This is a genomic window from Ewingella americana (assembly GCF_006438725.1).
In the GTDB taxonomy this organism is placed as follows: Bacteria; Pseudomonadota; Gammaproteobacteria; order Enterobacterales; family Enterobacteriaceae; genus Ewingella; species Ewingella americana_A.
The window spans coordinates 1-16,825 of sequence record NZ_RCZD01000003.1; the positions used below are offsets into that span (position 1 = coordinate 1).

16 protein-coding genes and 3 pseudogenes are annotated in these 16,825 nt (G+C 50.1%); 9 read left to right on the plus strand and 10 right to left on the minus strand.

Features of this window, described 5'->3' with window-relative positions:
* A partial coding sequence (locus EAH77_RS05870) for an IS3 family transposase (protein ID WP_140470888.1) occupies nucleotides 1–279 on the plus strand: 279 nt, incomplete at its 5' end.
* A gap of 30 nt (nucleotides 280–309) precedes the next feature.
* Here the strand turns inward: EAH77_RS05870 and EAH77_RS05875 are convergent.
* Nucleotides 310–732 (minus strand): GNAT family N-acetyltransferase, encoded by a 423-nt coding sequence (locus EAH77_RS05875; protein ID WP_140470889.1) that lies wholly within the window; start codon nucleotides 730–732, stop codon nucleotides 310–312.
* 45 nt (nucleotides 733–777) lie between these two features.
* Here EAH77_RS05875 and EAH77_RS25105 point away from each other — a divergent pair, with 45 nt between their 5' ends.
* The gene (locus EAH77_RS25105) at nucleotides 778–933 is read left to right on the plus strand and encodes a hypothetical protein (RefSeq protein WP_161985775.1); all 156 of its coding nucleotides are present in this window, start codon (nucleotides 778–780) and stop codon (nucleotides 931–933) included.
* On the opposite strand, the gene EAH77_RS25475 is transcribed toward EAH77_RS25105, so the two are convergent.
* Both EAH77_RS25475 and EAH77_RS05885 read right to left on the minus strand, forming a co-directional pair.
* Nucleotides 895–1,098 (minus strand): DUF6434 domain-containing protein, encoded by a 204-nt coding sequence (locus EAH77_RS25475; protein WP_112198305.1) that lies wholly within the window; start codon nucleotides 1,096–1,098, stop codon nucleotides 895–897. The genes EAH77_RS25105 and EAH77_RS25475 overlap by 39 nt on opposite strands.
* Nucleotides 1,099–1,180: 82 nt before the next feature.
* A pseudogene (locus tag EAH77_RS05885) lies at nucleotides 1,181–2,280 on the minus strand (IS3 family transposase).
* A gap of 379 nt (nucleotides 2,281–2,659) precedes the next feature.
* On the opposite strand from EAH77_RS05885, the gene EAH77_RS05895 reads away from it, so the two are divergent.
* Nucleotides 2,660–3,223 carry a YagU family protein gene (locus EAH77_RS05895; protein ID WP_140470891.1) on the plus strand — a complete coding sequence of 188 codons (564 nt, stop codon included), beginning with the start codon at nucleotides 2,660–2,662 and terminating at the stop codon, nucleotides 3,221–3,223.
* Between the two features lie 132 nt (nucleotides 3,224–3,355).
* Here the strand turns inward: EAH77_RS05895 and EAH77_RS25770 are convergent, their stop codons facing one another.
* Nucleotides 3,356–3,547, minus strand: coding sequence for a YetF domain-containing protein (locus tag EAH77_RS25770; RefSeq protein ID WP_431306754.1), 192 nt, complete (start codon nucleotides 3,545–3,547; stop codon nucleotides 3,356–3,358).
* A gap of 23 nt (nucleotides 3,548–3,570) precedes the next feature.
* Here EAH77_RS25770 and EAH77_RS05900 point away from each other — a divergent pair, with 23 nt between their 5' ends.
* On the plus strand, nucleotides 3,571–4,566 hold the full coding sequence (locus tag EAH77_RS05900) for a LacI family DNA-binding transcriptional regulator (RefSeq protein ID WP_140470892.1): 996 nt from the start codon (nucleotides 3,571–3,573) through the stop codon (nucleotides 4,564–4,566).
* A gap of 2 nt (nucleotides 4,567–4,568) precedes the next feature.
* On the opposite strand, the gene EAH77_RS05905 is transcribed toward EAH77_RS05900, so the two are convergent.
* The 3 genes from EAH77_RS05905 to EAH77_RS05915 all read right to left on the minus strand — a co-directional run bounded on the left by EAH77_RS05905 (nucleotide 4,569) and on the right by EAH77_RS05915 (nucleotide 8,349).
* On the minus strand, nucleotides 4,569–6,008 hold the full coding sequence (locus tag EAH77_RS05905) for a glycoside hydrolase family 32 protein (protein WP_140470893.1): 1,440 nt from the start codon (nucleotides 6,006–6,008) through the stop codon (nucleotides 4,569–4,571).
* A complete protein-coding gene (locus EAH77_RS05910; RefSeq protein ID WP_140470894.1) occupies nucleotides 6,005–7,255 on the minus strand; it encodes an MFS transporter in 1,251 nt (416 codons plus the stop codon). The genes EAH77_RS05905 and EAH77_RS05910 overlap by 4 nt, the downstream gene beginning before the upstream one ends.
* 230 nt (nucleotides 7,256–7,485) lie before the next feature.
* On the minus strand, nucleotides 7,486–8,349 hold the full coding sequence (locus EAH77_RS05915; RefSeq protein ID WP_140470895.1) for a hypothetical protein: 864 nt from the start codon (nucleotides 8,347–8,349) through the stop codon (nucleotides 7,486–7,488).
* 500 nt (nucleotides 8,350–8,849) lie between these two features.
* Here EAH77_RS05915 and EAH77_RS05920 point away from each other — a divergent pair, with 500 nt between their 5' ends.
* The 4 genes from EAH77_RS05920 (at nucleotide 8,850) to EAH77_RS05935 (ending at nucleotide 14,236) form a co-directional block, all read left to right on the plus strand.
* Entirely contained in the window at nucleotides 8,850–9,647 is a 798-nt protein-coding gene (locus EAH77_RS05920; RefSeq protein WP_140470896.1) for a fimbrial protein, read from the plus strand.
* A gap of 102 nt (nucleotides 9,648–9,749) precedes the next feature.
* The gene (locus EAH77_RS05925; RefSeq protein WP_140470897.1) at nucleotides 9,750–10,253 is read left to right on the plus strand and encodes a CS1 type fimbrial major subunit; all 504 of its coding nucleotides are present in this window, start codon (nucleotides 9,750–9,752) and stop codon (nucleotides 10,251–10,253) included.
* A 77-nt stretch (nucleotides 10,254–10,330) separates the two neighbouring features.
* Nucleotides 10,331–13,069, plus strand: a complete 2,739-nt coding sequence (locus tag EAH77_RS05930; protein ID WP_140470898.1) for a TcfC E-set like domain-containing protein — start codon at nucleotides 10,331–10,333, stop codon at nucleotides 13,067–13,069.
* 9 nt (nucleotides 13,070–13,078) lie between these two features.
* On the plus strand, nucleotides 13,079–14,236 hold the full coding sequence (locus EAH77_RS05935) for a CfaE/CblD family pilus tip adhesin (protein ID WP_140470899.1): 1,158 nt from the start codon (nucleotides 13,079–13,081) through the stop codon (nucleotides 14,234–14,236).
* Between the two features lie 246 nt (nucleotides 14,237–14,482).
* On the opposite strand, the pseudogene EAH77_RS05940 reads toward EAH77_RS05935, so the two are convergent.
* Nucleotides 14,483–14,668 (minus strand): annotated as a pseudogene (locus EAH77_RS05940) (cytochrome c); the annotation flags it as partial.
* Nucleotides 14,669–14,727: 59 nt separating this feature from the next.
* The gene (locus tag EAH77_RS05945; protein WP_431306755.1) at nucleotides 14,728–15,489 is read right to left on the minus strand and encodes a gluconate 2-dehydrogenase subunit 3 family protein; all 762 of its coding nucleotides are present in this window, start codon (nucleotides 15,487–15,489) and stop codon (nucleotides 14,728–14,730) included.
* Nucleotides 15,490–15,707: 218 nt separating this feature from the next.
* Between EAH77_RS05945 and EAH77_RS05950 the strand changes: the two are divergent.
* Nucleotides 15,708–16,227, plus strand: a pseudogene (locus EAH77_RS05950) (transposase family protein); the annotation flags it as partial.
* A 150-nt stretch (nucleotides 16,228–16,377) separates the two neighbouring features.
* Here the strand turns inward: EAH77_RS05950 and EAH77_RS05955 are convergent.
* Nucleotides 16,378–16,806, minus strand: a complete 429-nt coding sequence (locus EAH77_RS05955) for a putative zinc ribbon protein (protein WP_140470901.1) — start codon at nucleotides 16,804–16,806, stop codon at nucleotides 16,378–16,380.
* Between the last annotated feature and the right edge of the window lie 19 nt (nucleotides 16,807–16,825).

Genomic DNA, 16,825 nt, shown 5'->3' on the forward strand with positions numbered 1-16,825 from the left:
AGCGAAAGATGTCAGCATTTTATGACAGCTCACAATTTAAAAAGCAGCATGAGTCGTCGGGGTAATTGCCATGACAACGCAGTGGCAGAAAGCTTTTTCCAGTTGCTAAAACGGGAACGCATAAAGAAACGGATCTATAAAAATAGGGAAGAAGCGAAGGCGGATATCTTCGATTATGTCGAGATGTTTTATAATGCTAAACGCCGCCACAGTGCCTGTGAGGATCAACCCCCTGCAGTTTATGAAAGTGCCTGGTTCATGAGGCACGGAACAGTCTAGGAAACTAGGGTCTATTCAATGAGGAGCAAATTAAATAAGGTTCTCCTTAGTCAAATAGTGCCTCTGCATACCAACTTTTGGACAATCCTTTAATGACATCTGCAGAACATAGCCTTGCTTTTCATAAAATGGGGCAGCTTGAAAACTGAATGTATCTACAAGCGCATGATTACACCCCATTTTTACCGCTTCCTGTTCGGCTTTTTTTATCATAATCCCACCTAATCCTTTACCTCTCGCATCATCGCTGACCCAAAGATAATCAATGCATAACCACAAGCCTTTCCTACTCGCTATAAGGCCGCCGATCATAACCCCAGCATCATTTCTGCAAAAAATGCCAAGTGGTTTGCGTGATCCTGTTTCAATAAATTTTGAGTTATAGTCTCTTAGGCCAGCTAAAAGTTCTTCAGTGTCGGTGCTAGTAACTTCATGAGTTATTGTAATATCCATATTCACCTTTTCTTTTTCGGAGGGGAGATTATTTCAAGATAAATAATGTTTATACAATCTATTCTTGCCTACTTCCCATTCAGTGGTATTGACCATATCCGCTTCTGGCACACAACGGCCAAACAGGAACAGGGCACCTATGAGCGAAATGCAGACCTGCAATTACTGTCTGCGTTTCCACTCATCGACTACATCACCTAAATTTTTTGGAACATCATTACGTATCCAGGCCATAAATTCTCGATTAAATCGAAAGTCGTCCCCACACTCCTTAATCATGAAACGACGGACGTTTTGAGTGTTTTTGTAGTTTTTATCAACATTCGTAGCACGTGTAAGCAATGAGCTATGCCAATCTATTTTCAATTTACAATCCCCCTGTAATGACTCATTTTTTAGCATTCGTTTCATACCCGTGATCCCTTCCCAATATTGATGCCAGGATAAATCAGAGATCCGGGTCGGTTTGCAGGCTTCGGACAAATTCTTCCGGAGTCTGGTTATTTAATGAGGAATGTGGCCGGTACTGGTTATATTCCTGCCGCCAGTGCTCGATCTTCTCCTGAGCATCTTCCAGTGACAGGAACCAGTGCACATTCAAACACTCATCGCGCAGGCTCCCGTTGAATGACTCGACCAGAGCATTATCTGTCGGTCTGCCGGGCCGTGAGAAGTCCATTGTCACCTTATTTTCGTATGCCCATCGGTCAAGCGCTTTAGAGATAAATTCGCTGCCATTATCGGTTTTCAGCAACTGCGGTAAAGGACGCCTGAGCGCTATGCTGTTCAGCATTTCTGCCACTTCTGTTGAACGCAGATTCTGCCCCACGCATATCCCCAGGCATTCGCGGGTGTAAAGGTCGATAACCGTCAGCAGGCGCAGTCGTCGCCCGTCAAACAGCGCGTCCGAGACAAAATTCATGCCCCAGACGTGATTCGGATACAGCCCCTGAGGCTGCGGCTGCCGGCGCTGCGCGGATTTATTGCGCCGTGGACGTTTGAGACGCAGTGACAGCCCCTGTTCGCTGTAAAGCCGGGAGATGCGTTTGTGGTTATCGCGCCAGCCTTCCCGCCTGAGCATCACGTGTACCCGGCGATATCCGTAGTGAATTCGCGTTTCGGTGATCTCGCGGATGCGCAGGCGCAGCGCACTGTCATCGGCAGCAACAGAACGATACCTGAACGAGCTGCGGCTGACCCGCAGCGCAAAACAGATTTGTCTTTCGCTGGCACCGTATCGGGCCTGTAAATCCCTGACCCATTCGCGCAGGCGTGCCAGCGTCAGCTCTTTTTTGCCAGCACGTCCTACAACATGGCCTTATCGAGGCTGAGGTCTGCAACCAGCCTCTTCAGCCGCAGATTTTCCTCTTCCAGTTACCGCATATGCTTCAGCTGCGAAGGAGAAATGCCGCCGTATTTTTTACGCCACGTATAGAAAGTGGCATCCGAAATGCCCAGCTTGCGACAGACGTCCGGCACTGACGTACCCAGTTCAGCCTGCTTCAGGGCAAAAACAATCTGCTCTTCGGTGAATCGTGACTTTTTCATCGGTACATCCTCCGTTCAGGGGAGTCATTATCATGCCGGAATTCTGTTTCTGAATGGAGCAGGATTTTGGGTCAGGGTCAGTGCTTTTTAATATGCAAAATATATGGCACGTAAACACCCAAATTAACCCGTAAAGGAGCCTGGGATCTTTTGCACGTAAATGCATAGGGATGGGAATGGATGAACTCAATAATTAAGGTTGGCGCGGCCTTTTGCGCACTGGCGCTGATAGGCGATTTAGTGACAGGCGTGCCCTTTTTGAGGAGCAAGTCAGGTTACCCCTCAATTATTTACAAACATCCTAAAACCTGATCAAGATCAACTGTGACAATCTGTAAAGTTTTACTCTTTACGGAAATTTATTTGCCACTGGGGATCTATGAAAATTAAAGACTTTTTCGCTATGACAGCACCGGGACGTCGCCGTTACGGTGTGGCTTTATTTGTCGGCATTATCGCAGGTGTGATGTCCGCATTCGTGAAATGGGGTGCAGAAGTGCCTTTGCCACCGCGTACTTTCTCAGGTGGCCGCGATGAATTTAACCCGCCGTTCCTGTTCCTGAGAGATTATTTGGGTATTGATCCGACTCAGGCTATTTACCATTTCTCTGAACACATCATTAATCCTGTCCATATTACCCACATCATTTTCTCTCTGGTTTTTGCGATAGGTTATTGCCTGGTGGCTGAGGTCTTCCCGAAAGTGAAATTATGGCAGGGCGCACTGGCGGGTATTATTGCCACCGTTTGTGTTCACTGGATCAGTTTCCCGCTGCTGGGGTTGACCCCGCCGTTATCCGGGCTTCCGCTGGATGAATATGTGTCAGAATTACTGGGACACATCTTCTGGTTCTGGGCGATTGAAATGATCCGTCGTGATCTGAGAAACCGTATTACGCACGAACCCGATGCCGAAGTCCCGATGGATGCACCGTTCCGTTAATACTTGAGATTTTCGAACGCGGCCCGCCTGATCAATCCGGCGGGCCTTTTTTTTGCAATCTCGTGTCAGGAAGATGCAGACTCTCCCTGAGTTACTCTCACCGGCACGCTTTGCCGTCGGCCATGACCAGCGTCATCTGCTCTTGCCAGAATCCAGCAGGAAAATATCACTGCCATTTTTGGTGCCTGCTGCCGCGATTTTATCGTGCAACCATGCTTCATCTTTTCGAATTGCGTCCAGCCCGGAATAGCGCACTCTGCCATCTTTGATCTGACAGGAATTAGGTTTACGCAGCGGAGGTTTTTTTGTGTAGGATCGGGTAATAAAATTTGCTCAACGGGAGAGTTATGGCTTCGCTGAAAGAAGTAGCGCAATTGGCATCTGTCTCGTTAATGACGGTGTCACGCGCCATTAACGAGCCGCAAAGGCTGAAGCCGGAAACTCTGGCGCGTGTACAACAAGCCATTGACCAACTTAACTATGTGCCCGATTTCTCTGCACGTAAAATGCGCGGAAAAAGCAGCAAAGTGTCCACACTCGGTGTCCTTGCGCTGGATACAGCAACGACGCCATTCTCCGTTGAATTGCTTCTTTCTATTGAACTTACTGCGCGCGAATTTGGCTGGAGCAGTTTTCTGGTCAGCATCACCTCGCAGGAAGACAGTGAACGCGCGGTGAGCCAGCTGCTTTCACAGCGTCCGGATGGCATCATTTTTACCACTATGGGGCTGCGCGAAGTGGAGATCCCGTCGCGCCTGGTGGATAAAAATCTGGTGCTGGCGAACTGTCTCAGCCGCGAACACGTGTTGCCGGGCTATATTCCTGATGATTTTAACGGGCAGTATCAGGCGATGAAAATGCTGATCCGTAAAGGCTACCGGCATCCACTGTGCTTTTATTTACCGGAATCGATTCCCGCCGGCGTTCGCCGTCGTGCCGGTGCAGAGCAGGCATGGCAAGAGGCCGGGCTTCCGGCGGAGCAGCTTCGTCAGTTTCATATGGAACCGGGGGATGAGCATTACCGAGATGTTGTGGCGATGCTGGAAGAATTTTTTACCGGCGGCAAGCCAGATTTGGATGTGCTGGTCTGCGGCAATGATCGCATCGCGTTTTTGGCATACCAGGTATTGCTGGCGAAAGGGATAGCGATACCGCAGCAGGTCGCTGTACTCGGGTATGACAATATGGTTGGCATCGGCGATCTGTTCCTGCCGCCGCTAACCACGGTGCAACTGCCGCACAGGGAAATCGGCCGTGAAGCGGTGCTGCATCTTATTGAGCGGCGTCCTAACCACGGCCTGATAACCATCGCTTCGCCCGTTCTTGAGCGCGCGTCTTTATGATTTTAACCTGCGCTCAGTCTCCAGGTGTCTCCCTGAAGAATTGTGGCCTGGCCCTTTTCAGCAAAAAGTGAAAGGGCACGCTCGCCTGGTTGCGGATAAATTCTGCTGCTGAGTGTGGCTTCTCCCTGGTTGACGAAAACTTCCACGGAAGAACTGTCAATAAAGATCTGCAGGTGTAACACATTATTCAGCGGCAGCGCGATGCTGCGGTTACCGCTGATTCCATGTTCCGGGAAATCTCTGCGCAGAGACAGCCTTTGCGCCTGAGTGTCTACGAATACCGATACACCGTCGCCGAGTTTTACGCCGAAGCATTCTGCGTCTGAGGCGCTGAGATCCCACTGTGTCAGGATCTCCTGCGTCTGTGCGTTTTCGACTACGCGTAACACGCTGTTTTTCAGCTCACACGGTGCGAGTGGGTGATGTTCACGGCGCAGCGTGCGGACTTCGTCCACCGGCGCCATGCACACTTTTCCATCGCGCACCGTCAGTTCGCGCGGTAACGTCATGCAGCCCGCCCAGCCTTCCGCTTTTGATGGCATCACCGACTCCCACATGTCCATCCATGCGATAACCACCCGACGTCCGTCGGCAGCGGTAAATGACTGTGGCGCGTAGAAATCATGGCCGTGATCCAGTTCGGTGAAACCTTCCTGCACCTCAAAATCCTGACCCGGACGCCATGTGCCACGCAGGCAGCCGCTCTGGAACAGGTTCTGATAATCATATCCTTGCGCCTGGATGCCCTGCGGCGAACACATCAGAATATGCTGATCGCCCAGCGGGAAGAAATCCGGACATTCCCACATGTATCCCGTGAGGTCGTCAGCTTTAGCAAGTACGCGATCGAGCGTCCAGTCGCGCAAGCTGTTGCCTTTGTACAGCAACACCTGGCCGCAATCGCTGGCATCCCGCGCGCCGATCACCATCCACCAGAAGCCGTTCTCGCGCCACACTTTGGGATCGCGAAAATGCATGATGTTGTCCGGCGGCGTGAGCACTTCGCCCTGTTTAGTGAAATGAATGCCGTCTTCACTGGTGGCGAGACATTGTACCTCACGGATGGCGCTGTCATTACCTTCACCGTTTAGCCACACGTGACCGGTGTAAATCAGGCAGAGTAAGCCATTGTCATCTACGGCGCTGCCGGAGAAACAGCCGTCGCGGTCAAACGCTTCGCCCGGCGCCAGCGCCACCGGCTGATGCTGCCAGTTCACCATGTCTTTGCTGGTGGCATGTCCCCAGTGCATCGGCCCCCAGTTTTCACTGAAAGGGTGGTGCTGATAGAACGCGTGATACAGCCCCTGATGATAAATCAGCCCGTTCGGATCATTCATCCATCCAGCCGGTGGTGCGAGATGAAAGTGTGGGTAGAACGTGTTACCGCGCGTGGCAGTGGCGTCGTGTAATGCCTGTTCTGCGCGTTCCAGTCGCTGTTTCATAAAATCTCACTCTTATTAAATAATACAGAAGGGGGGGTCCGGCTTTTTTCGCCGAGAAGCAGGAAACCGGAGATCAGGGTGAGCACCAGCACCAGCATCCCCATAATCATGTAGGTGTCTGCAAAGCCGATCAGGTCATAGCCGTGACCGGCCAGCGGCGATAACACACTGGCGCAAACCTGCGTGATGAACTGAAAACCGACCAGGTACAGCGTGGCCGAAAGACGCGGATCAAAGCGGGTAGTGATGTACTTAAACATGGCAATCAGCAGAATCGGCAGTTCTACGGCATGCAGTAACTTCATGCAGGAAATTGTCACAGCATCCGCCGCCAGGCCGGAGCCAAAGACGCGCAGTGCCATGATCAGGCCACTCAGCAATAACCCGTTTTTTGCACCGATTTTATTGACCACAAAGGGCGCGAGGAACATCCCACCGGCTTCAAGAAACACCTGGAAGGAGTTGAGAAAACCATACATCTCATTGCCGTTTCTGACATCCGAGAACAGCGAAGAGAAATACACCGGGAATTGCTGATCGTAAACGTTGTAGACACTGGCACCGGTCACAAACACGATGAGCGCCCAGAAACGCGGTAAGCGGAAGAGGGCAATGGCATCGGAAAGTTTCAGGTTACCGGGCTTACCGTATTCGAGCTGGTTAAGCGCATCCGTTTTCACTTCACGCAGACGCCATAACAGCAACAGGAAAATCACTGCAGAAGATGACGCCATCCAGAAGTTAAGGTTCGGATTGATATTAAACAGCATCCCGGCGAAGAAGGTAGCGGCAGCCCAGCCCAGTGATCCCCACATTCTGGCTTTGCCAAACTCAAACCCCAGAATCCGGCTGACCCGCTCTGTGTAAGACTCCAGTGCACCAATCCCGGCAAAAAATGTGGCACCGACATACAGTCCGCCAGCAGCGGCACCCAGTAAAATATTCACCTGCAACAGCGGAGCAAAGACAAAGATAAAGAAAGGCCCGCTTGCCAGTAACAGAAAGCCAATAGCCCAGAGCAGGTTTTTACGTAACCCCAGTTTATCCTGAATAAAACCGTACAAAGGCTGAGCGCAAAGGGCCGTCAGTGCGATGGCGGAAAAGAACAATCCTGTTTCCGTGCCCTTCAGCCCGACCTTTTGACTGAGCCAAAGTGAGATAAGCGAAAAGGCGGATGACCAGGTGTAGAAGAAGCAGAAAAGCAATCCGCTTAGCAATGTGTAGTGACTTCGGTGACTGTTTTTCATGTGCGTATCCGGGCATGTATCGAAGAGGTAGAACACATTGTTAACGTTAACTTCGGGTTTTTCACAGACTGCCAAATAGGGATTTATGATGTTAATCACAAGTGTTAACGTTAACATTTCCGGGGTGTGATCTGAAGCTCAAATTTCGCTGGTCAACTTTTATGTGGCCTACTGTGCGAACTGCTGGGTGCTGTCACCTGCTGGTGACGAGATAACGTAAGACAGCTGATTCAGCTGGCGGGAAGCGGGGCAATACCTGACAAACCGCGCAATCCATGCTCGACCATCGCCATGTAGACAGCAAAATAATTCAGCACCATTTGCATGAAGGTCAGATGCAAAACGATGGTGTTGTTGAGAGAATCCAGCGTCAGCAATCCATTGACTTCAGCGGCTTTCAGACAACGCTTGATGTGAGAACGGGAAACGCCGCATTTTAGCGAGGCTTTCAGGTAGTTGTACTCGATCACGGCCGTCTGCTGCCGGATGCTTTCGATGTACAAATCCATCAAAATCATGTGTCCGGCGTCTCTGAAAATGAACGCCTTACAGTCCGGCACCATATCGAATAAATAAACCTGATTGAGGGTGATTTCCGAGTATTTTTGAAAATATTCAGCAGTGAAATCTTCCATTTTCAGACAACGGGAAACATCGAAATCCTTATTAAGCATGCCGTAGGGGATCATCATGGTATTAATGAGTGCTCTGGTTTCATCCAGCGCTTTTGATGTTACCTGATAGTTTAACTTTCGTTTATCCTGCGGATTTTTTTTCACGTCCATACGCCCGCCAACCCGGATAAAGAGCAGGAAAGAGTCGATCGTATTGTCACTGATTAAGCCCGTTTTCTTACAAAAGTCCTTAACTTCACGAAGTGTCGGATTATCAGTAGTAAAAAACAGGGCCATAATCGCCGAGCCGATAATAAAACGGTTAGCTTTAAAAATAACTTTAAAATAGAGAGGTTTAGTCAGGTAAAGTCTGAACAGAAGTTTGTAATGTTTCTGCATGACTAACTCAATATCGTTGTGTGATTTTATCTCTTCTGCGCGGTGATAAATTAACTTTGTGAGTTCTTGTTTGCTCTTCATATTGCTGCTTCGTTTGCCTGGTTCTATATTACAAATTAAAAAATAACGCCATACTTCTTATGTATTAATTAATAGTCTGTTGAGCTTTGGTTAAGGGTTCTATATGGCGACATCGGACGTTACGTGTTTGGAGTTAAACTGATGAAGAGTCTGGATTGCCCTTCTCAGGGGCATCTTAACACTAAATTGACTATTTTGCGTAAACCATGATTTTATTTTATCCGGTTAAAATACTTTCTTAAGTAATAGGCTTTTTTCTATTGTGGTTATTTTGTGTAGCTATTTCATTAAGTTAGCGTAAGTTCTTTTTTGATAAGGTTTGGGTGACATTCTCTTTAAAAAAATTAACCACAAAAATGGACAGTGACTCAACAAAGCAAGTGTGAGAATTTTCTTAGCGCCAGGATATTCCCGTGGATTCATATGCCGGGTATACAGATGACGCTTCCAGGAGGGAGAATTATCGGCATTTTTTTAATGGAATTTTAAAAGGATTTATCATGGAAGAGTCACGTCATCAGATTACGCTGCAAGGCATTTCTTTTGGTCTTTTTTGTAAAGAGAAATTCGCCGAAATATTCTTTTTATTCCTGATATTAATGGTTTTTTTCGCCATTCCGTCTGCCTGTGCCAATATGAGCGTGTATCCTATGGAAGTGACGCTAAATATCCAGGGTGCAGCGCAGGTCCAGACCTTATCGCAAAGCGGTGAGGCGCAATTCATTAAAATCAGTATCAAGAGAATAGAACGCCCTGCGACGCCATTCGAAAAGGAAATAGCGGTTGAAGACGCTGTTTCACGCTCGCTGATTGCTACGCCGGATAAATTCGCGCTGGCATCGGGGTCGCAACGCATCATTCGTCTTATTTCATTACAGGCTCCTGAGAAAGAAACCGCCTGGCGTGTTTACTTTGAGGCTGTTGGTGCCCCTGATGAGACGAAAGATAAAAGGGGTCAGGACAATAAAATTACCAATCAGGTTGGTATCAATTTAGTCTGGGGCGTACTGGTTCATATTCCGCCGAAAAACTCTGTTTTATCCCTTAGCCCATTAGCCACGGGTGATGTAAAAAATACGGGTACAGTGCGAGTACTTATTCGCGAGGCAGGCATTTGCGCGCAAAAAAATAAGAGTGACAGTTGCCAGTGGAAAAAAGAACACGCCACGATATACCCGGATGAAACGTTGCGATTCAAAGCATGGACACCTGCAGAGTTAAATTCCGCCCATGAAATAAGAATTAAATATGTTGATCAGAGTACCAGAAATATTTCTGAGTACATTCTCGAAAAATAATCAGCATATTCAAAGGGAATAACAACCTGTTTGTTATGAAGCAGTTCATTACCAACGAGAAGGTCATTAAAGACCATTACATGGATTTTCATGGAGCTAAAAATGCAAAAATTAATTAAACCACTTTTCATCGCTGCTGCATTAACGGCTGCATTTAATGCACAGGCTGTGCAGAAAGATATTACTGTGAATGCCAACGTTGATTCGACGGTGGATATGACTCAGGCGGACGGTACTGCGCTGCCAGGCACCATTAATATGCAATATGTTCCAGGCCGTGGTTTGTCTACATATTCACTGGATACCAAAATCTGGTCGAACTCTTCTACCGCGAATATTAACGTTGCGCTGGTGAGTGCTGCTCAGTTAAACGAAACCGTCAGCGGTACCACTGTACCGTTGAAAGTAACATTGGGTGCGGATTTGAAACCGATCACCACCACCGCGACATCCCTGACTTACGCTTCCCTGTTTCCAGCGGGCACTGAGAATGGTTCTTCAGTATTGCCACTGAAAATTTCTCAGGCAACCCAGGGCGCTCTGGCAACAGGCACCTATTCCGGCGTTATCAGCTTGTTAATCACACAGGCAACGACACAGAGCTAATGTGCCGGAATTGAGTGATCAATTATTTGGGGGGGCAGTTAGCCCCCCTTATTATTCTTTTTCAGCAGGACGCTGTAATGAAGGTCAATGTTCGCGTTATTTTAATAGCCTCTTTCATTACCCTGATCCCCTCTCTTTTTGCCCGTGCGGCCACGCAGGTTCCGCCTGGTTTTGAATCGCTGGTCACCGGCCAGACGCTGTGGGTCAATCTTTCTGTCTATGGGCAATCGCTCGGCCTTTTTGAAGCCTCTGTTTCACTTGATACCGTCACCTTCTTAAAACCTGAAGACGTGGCGCAGGCAGTGATGGCGCATTATAAAAAGCGTCCGCAGCAACAGCACCTGTTAGATAGCCTGGTCCGGGAACCTTTAGCGCGGCACGGTAACCTGGCTTGCAGCAGTAACGGCGGCGCGGCTGGGTGTGACTATCTGGATACAGATTCGGTCGCGCTTATCTATGATGAAAACAACGCCAACGTTGCGCTGTTTCTCGGCCCGGAATTTATCCCGCTTGCCGCTGACAAAAGTTCACCTTATTACCAGCAGACGGCAGAGACGGAAGCGGCATTTATTCATCAGCAAAATCTTAACTTCGTGACCAACCGCGGCGACCAGACGTTATCCCTGCAGGGCGCGGGCGCGCTCGGGCTGACTCAAAACAGCTATGCCGGCATCGACTGGGATTATCTTGCGCAGAAATACCGTCAGCAAAATCATCAGGAAGTACGTTTTAATAACGTCTTCCTGCGCCGTGATGTGGGTAAACGCTATTACGTTCAGGCCGGACGTATGGACTCGCGGGATATTTTCAGCAATACCGGCGGTAATATTACCTTAAGTCAGTTGCCGCTGAGCACCATTGAAGGCGTGCGCGTCGGTTCCACACTTGCATGGATGAATACTTCGCTGGCAGCGCAGGGCACGCCGGTGACGGTATTTATCACCCGCCCGTCGCGCATCGATGCCTATCGCGACCAGCAACTGCTGGGCACTTTTTACCTGAATGCAGGGACACAAAATCTCGATACCACCGCGTTTCCCAACGGCAGCTATACCGTGACGTTACACGTGTACGAAGATAATCAACTCTCGCGTACCGAACAGGTTCCTTTCAGCCGGACAGGCAATGCGACCAGTCAGGATATTGAGTGGTTTGTGCAGGGCGGTGCAATACCCGATCGCGAGGTTCAGGGTAACAGTGCTGATTCGCCAAACGGAGCCGATCGCCGCGTGATGCAGGCAGGCATCAAAGTGCCGCTGACCCGTGAAGCCGCGCTGACCGGTGGCGTCGCCATGACCAACCGCAACCATTTTGTCGAAAGTGCACTCGACTGGAGTCACGGGTTCGATAATCCGCTGCTTGATGGCATTCTCGCCACCCGGTTCAGCTACCTGAAGGGCAGCGAAGGTTCACGCGGCAATATTCAGCAACTGTCGTATAACGACGGTTTCTCACTCAGTTTCTACCGCAGCGCACTTTATGCGCAGGATTGTTACAGCAACAACGGCGGGCAGTACGGTTTCAGCGGCTGCTATCAGAGCAGCAGCCTGATGTTAAGCGTGCCGGTTAAAAGTTGGTATGTGAATGCCGGTTACAGTGCCAGCGAGAACGAAGGCCGCAATGTGATACCCGCTGAGCCGGATGATAGCCACGTTGTCCCGGTCTGGACTCGCCGCAACACGTATAGCAAAACGCAGAAGACCACATGGCAGGCTGGCATCGGACGCGGATTCAACGTCAACGGTATCAACATCAATACCAGCGCCAACCTTTTTACGCGTACCAACAGCACCGGTGTGAAGCGTGATAACGGCGGATTCCTCTCCATTTCATTTTCGCGCGTCAGCACGCCGACGATTAACGCGCGCACTAACTACAGCTCTCTGGGTATGACTTATCAGACTGACCGCAGCAATAAAGATCAGGTTGGCTATAACGTGGCGCAAAACTGGTATTTCGACGCGCAGAATCAGAAGGAAATTGGCGTGAATCTTAATGGTAACCAGGAGAATACGCTCAATGCCTCGGTCTACGGCAAAACCGGTGGTGAATACGGCAGCGGCAGTCTGGCGTTCAGCTCGGCGTCTTCCGGGGCATCCGGCCAGCGCTTAAGCAGCAGCGGCAGCTATAACTCATCGATGGCTGTGGCGAGATCCGGCCTGTACTGGGGAAAATGGGGTAACGGGTTACCCGGCGCCGCCGTCGGGCTGAACGTCGAGAGCACCGATGACAGCCGTGATACGCGCGTGGATGTGTCCGTTGATGGGGCGGGCAGCGCCAGCCTTCGCGGTACGGGCCGCACGCTGTTCAGTGTTCCGGCCTATACACAAAGCAATATCAGTATCAACGATTCCATTGAATCTGACGCAGGTATGCGCAGTGAAATAACGCAGGGTGCCGGGCGCCGCACACTGTTCATCTCGCCGGGCAGAATGGTGGTCAATAAGGTGAATATCGTCTCGCGTTACACCTACCTGGGCCGGCTGATGATTAATCGCCAGACCCCTCTGGAGGGCGTTACGCCGTTGAATGTTACCAGTTGGTCTGGCCTGGGGCAGGGAGGATTCACTGCCGAAACCGATCACCGCATGAAGAATCTGTACATTGCGCGCGGGATGCAGATGTACCGCTGCGAAATGAAGGTGAAAAGCACCCATGATGTCGTGCGCTATGTCGGAGACAGTGACTGCAAAACGATCGATCTTGCGTCAGTGCCGCCCGACGTTCAGCACCAGGCAAAAATGCTGATCGCCACCCGCCGTTCAGATGAGACACCCCTGGCACGCGCGCAGCCTTCGCAGCAGGAACAACAATAGGGATTTTGTATGAAAAGTAGATTTCTCACGGGTCTGGTGCTGGTGTGTCTGATGGCCGCCGCGCAAGCGGCATCACTCACTCCGTCAGGGCGTAATACCAGTGTAGCTATAACCTTTGACCGAATGTCAGTGCCCGCGCAGTTGCCCATCTGGACCAACGAAAACGGTGGTTACGATACCAACGATGCCCCTAAGTGGGGGCGAAACACACTGGTTTGTCAGTCACGTACCAGCAATCAGTACGGCGCCTGCCTGACGTTCCCGGTCTGGCTGGAGGCGTCCCCTGCGCCTTATCCCGTACCGGTTTTATTTACCGAAAGCACCACCAAACAGACGTTGGAGGTCAATGTCTATATGACCAAACGAAGATCGCTGAACAATATAGTGGTGGCAACCAATCTGGTTCCGATGAATGCCTTTGGCGGCGCGGTTACGCCGAGGGGCGACGGGACGGATTATTCGGCGTATGTGCCCTCGTCCGAGCTGAGTAAATTTCCCTCCGCCGGAAGCTGGAGCGGAACGCTCAAAATGTCGCTGATGCAATGGCCCGCAACCTGTACCGGGAATTCGCAGAACGTGAATGTGGGCTGTACCAACGTGACCAAGCTAGGTGACTGGATCGCCAGCATGACGTTTAAGGTGACGGATTATGGCAATCAGCAAATCTATCTGCCCGAGTTTGGCAATGCGGCGGCGAATGTGGATCTCGGGTTGAAAATCTTTCCCGGCGCACGCGCCACTACCACCGTGAGCGGCAGTCGTTCACTGGATATGTGTCTGTACGATGGCAATAACTCGGACAGTAACCGCGTGAGCCTGATCTTTCAGGATGAAGGTTCCACTGCGCCCTCCAGAGCCACCGGGTTGTTTTCGTTATATCTCAACGGTGGGAATAAAAATCTGGCACAAGATCGTCTGGATTATTCGATTGAAGTGATTAATCCGCTGACCAGGGCTCGTCAGGTGGTGCAGAACGGCACCGAGGTCATCTGGAGCGGCACCAATAAAGGTGTGTTGCGCCGCGTGGTGTTGCCGGGACAGCGAAACTCCGTGCTGTGCGTTCCGGCACCGATGGAATTAATTACGCCGTCTTTCACCTTATCGTCTAAAACGGCAGGACGATATCGCGGCACTCTCAGGATTATTTACACCCCGACGACGCAATAATCGTGGCGAAATAACGCGAGCCGCTGTGTTAAAAAGAGAGAGAAACAAGGAATGACGCGTCTCAAAGATGCAGACCCTACCCGCCCCGTGATTAATGAATTCATTTCATAGCTCCTTGCGCATTTTGCTACCTAGTTCTGAAAAACAATTAGCGGTAACGTCAGTCATCAACAATCAAACTGCTACCTGTTCCGGAGAAAGTGAGATGAACGTTACCGCAGCGACTACGCTTTCACTGTTAAGGATATAGGTATAATCCCCAATGCCGGTCTGCTTGTCAGGCGTGATATTAGTGGAATAAATAGCACCCACCGGCGTGAGCATTTTCAGCCCCCCGGCAAAATTAGCGTCCCCCGCTGCCGTGTGGCATGCCGTACAATCACCAGCCTGAGCCAGGTAATGCCCCTTACTTATCGACGCGTCGGCAGCCATTGCAGACGCAGACACCAGGCCAGCAAACAGTAAAGAAGCTAACAATCCAGAATGCTTAATCATGTTTTCTCTTCCCTGTTAAACCTGAACCAGCGGACCGGGATTGGCCAGATAATGCGTACGAATGGCATTGGCCGCAAACAGTGTTGTTGCCGCCACGATCCCAGTCGGGTTATAAGCCAGATTCTGCGGGAAGCAGCAGGCTTACCGCCGTGCATGGGATCGGCGAGGTAACCCTCCTTGGTATTTTCCAGAAGTTGTTCAAAGAACAGCTTGCCGGACAAATTATCAAAGGTCAGCTTGCCGCCATCAAGGTCGTGCAGCATCGCATCCTGCTGCTCGTGACTGAGATCCGCAAACGGCTTCTGAAACTGCTGCTGACAGTGCTGATTAATGACTTTGATGCCCTGCCGATAGGTTTCGCGCGGGACAAGGCTGGATTGGTAACCCAGCTCAGGCACTGCCTTAGCAAATGGCGGATGCATGTACCACAGGTGGCCGTAGCCGTATGGCAGCTCCATCTGTTTGTCGATAAAGACGGGTACGCCTTCGCTGACGGCGCCGGGACCATTGCTGTCAGAGGGGATCAAACGATCGCAGGCGGCGAGAATAAAGCGCCATTCATCGTTATTAAAATAGATGGGAACGTAATGAGCAGAGACGCCCTGCGACTGAGACTCAGCCGCAGGGGCTGGGAGAGCCACAATGCTGCTCCCTCCGGCTGCGGCGAGAGGGAGCAATGACAGGGTTTTCTGCAAGAAGCGTCTACGGGAAGGCACCTGTGTTTCTGTTTTTTTTCCATGACGACATTTCCAATGCAAACGTGCCGGGAGAGGGTTTCGGCACAATAGCTTCTGATGTGATAGTTTCATTGCTACTTTTATGTGTTTATAAATCAACCGCTAAGTTTGTTATTCAAAAGTGAGATTCTAGCTAAATTTGTTAATTTAAATTTCATATATGATGTATTTTATGGGGTTTACCCTGTGTTGTGGCTAAGGGCATTATGATGGCAGTCTTGATTTTCTGACTGAGGAGCCTGCCATGGACTAGAGTTCCTCTAGTCCTTAACCTTTCAGTCCCGTGGCAGGTTCAATCCCTTTCCCTTGATGAAAAATCTGGTTCAGTGACGGTGATAGTCAGCATTGTTGAACACACACAACTGACCTGTCCTAACTGTGGAAAATCTTGCCCCATACATGATCACCGACGTCGTAAATGGCGTCACCTTGATACCTGTCAGTTCACCACGGTGGTTGAGGCTGATGTACCCCGCGTTAACTGCCCCCAGCACGGTTGCCAGACACTGCCGGTTACCTGGGCGGCGCAAGGCAGCCGTTACACTTTGTTGTTCGAAACCTTTGGTCTCTCATGGCTGAAAGTCAGCACAGTGGATGCTGTCAGAAAACAGCTCAAACTCAGCTGTGGAATGCTGTGGACGGCATCATGATGCGCGCAGTCAAACGAGGCTTAGCGCAGATAAAACAGCCTTTATCTGCCACTTCATCTCTCTGCGTAGATGAAGTGGCATTAAAAAAGGACACCAGTACGTCACCGTTAACCAGAGAGATTGTTGAAAAGATAATCGTTTTGATAGATCGATATTCTGATATCGATCGTTATCATCGATCGATGTACTGCAGCTAATGATAGTCACTGGTTGCGTGATATATCCCAGTCACTTTTCTGAGTGGATGTTTGAACCTGAGTTACTTTGCAAACTTTTCAGACAAGGTCAGCGTATTTCTGTTTTTCACTTCAGTGCAGTACAGGGTGTAACCGCAGCAGGGACAGTGTTTTAGTCCGAAGAATTCGTAATCACACATCACGCAGATAAAGTGCTTAGGTTGAGGATTTCCCAAATGAAAGGATTCTTGCAGGGCTGTTTCCCGAGCAACTGTGGAGAGTGGCGCGGGTCTGTGGGGTAAAAGCAAATAGGGGCATTCTTCTAAACGGTTGATGTCGCTATTTTCAAGGTCGTGTTCGAAAAATCGCCCTTCCGCATGCGTCATTCGAAAATGCAGGGGGTTTAAGCATCCCTCGCAGTAACAACGCAGCGATGCTGGGAGAGGATATAACTCTGCTTTGACCCACCTGCCATTATGGGTAACGCCACGCTTTATTTTCTTAAATTGCATAGATGCGCCTCTTGCCGCG

Bases quoted from the DNA above. Each gene is read 5' to 3' on its own strand.
- EAH77_RS05875 (WP_140470889.1), bottom strand. From the start codon at position 732: ATGGATATTACAATAACTCATGAAGTTACTAGCACCGACACTGAAGAA.
- EAH77_RS25105 (WP_161985775.1), top strand. From the start codon at position 778: ATGTTTATACAATCTATTCTTGCCTACTTCCCATTCAGTGGTATTGAC.
- EAH77_RS05895 (WP_140470891.1), top strand. From the start codon at position 2,660: ATGAAAATTAAAGACTTTTTCGCTATGACAGCACCGGGACGTCGCCGT.
- EAH77_RS05900 (WP_140470892.1), top strand. From the start codon at position 3,571: ATGGCTTCGCTGAAAGAAGTAGCGCAATTGGCATCTGTCTCGTTAATG.
- EAH77_RS05905 (WP_140470893.1), bottom strand. From the start codon at position 6,008: ATGAAACAGCGACTGGAACGCGCAGAACAGGCATTACACGACGCCACT.
- EAH77_RS05910 (WP_140470894.1), bottom strand. From the start codon at position 7,255: ATGAAAAACAGTCACCGAAGTCACTACACATTGCTAAGCGGATTGCTT.
- EAH77_RS05915 (WP_140470895.1), bottom strand. From the start codon at position 8,349: ATGAAGAGCAAACAAGAACTCACAAAGTTAATTTATCACCGCGCAGAA.
- EAH77_RS05920 (WP_140470896.1), top strand. From the start codon at position 8,850: ATGGAAGAGTCACGTCATCAGATTACGCTGCAAGGCATTTCTTTTGGT.
- EAH77_RS05925 (WP_140470897.1), top strand. From the start codon at position 9,750: ATGCAAAAATTAATTAAACCACTTTTCATCGCTGCTGCATTAACGGCT.
- EAH77_RS05930 (WP_140470898.1), top strand. From the start codon at position 10,331: ATGAAGGTCAATGTTCGCGTTATTTTAATAGCCTCTTTCATTACCCTG.
- EAH77_RS05935 (WP_140470899.1), top strand. From the start codon at position 13,079: ATGAAAAGTAGATTTCTCACGGGTCTGGTGCTGGTGTGTCTGATGGCC.
- EAH77_RS05955 (WP_140470901.1), bottom strand. From the start codon at position 16,806: ATGCAATTTAAGAAAATAAAGCGTGGCGTTACCCATAATGGCAGGTGG.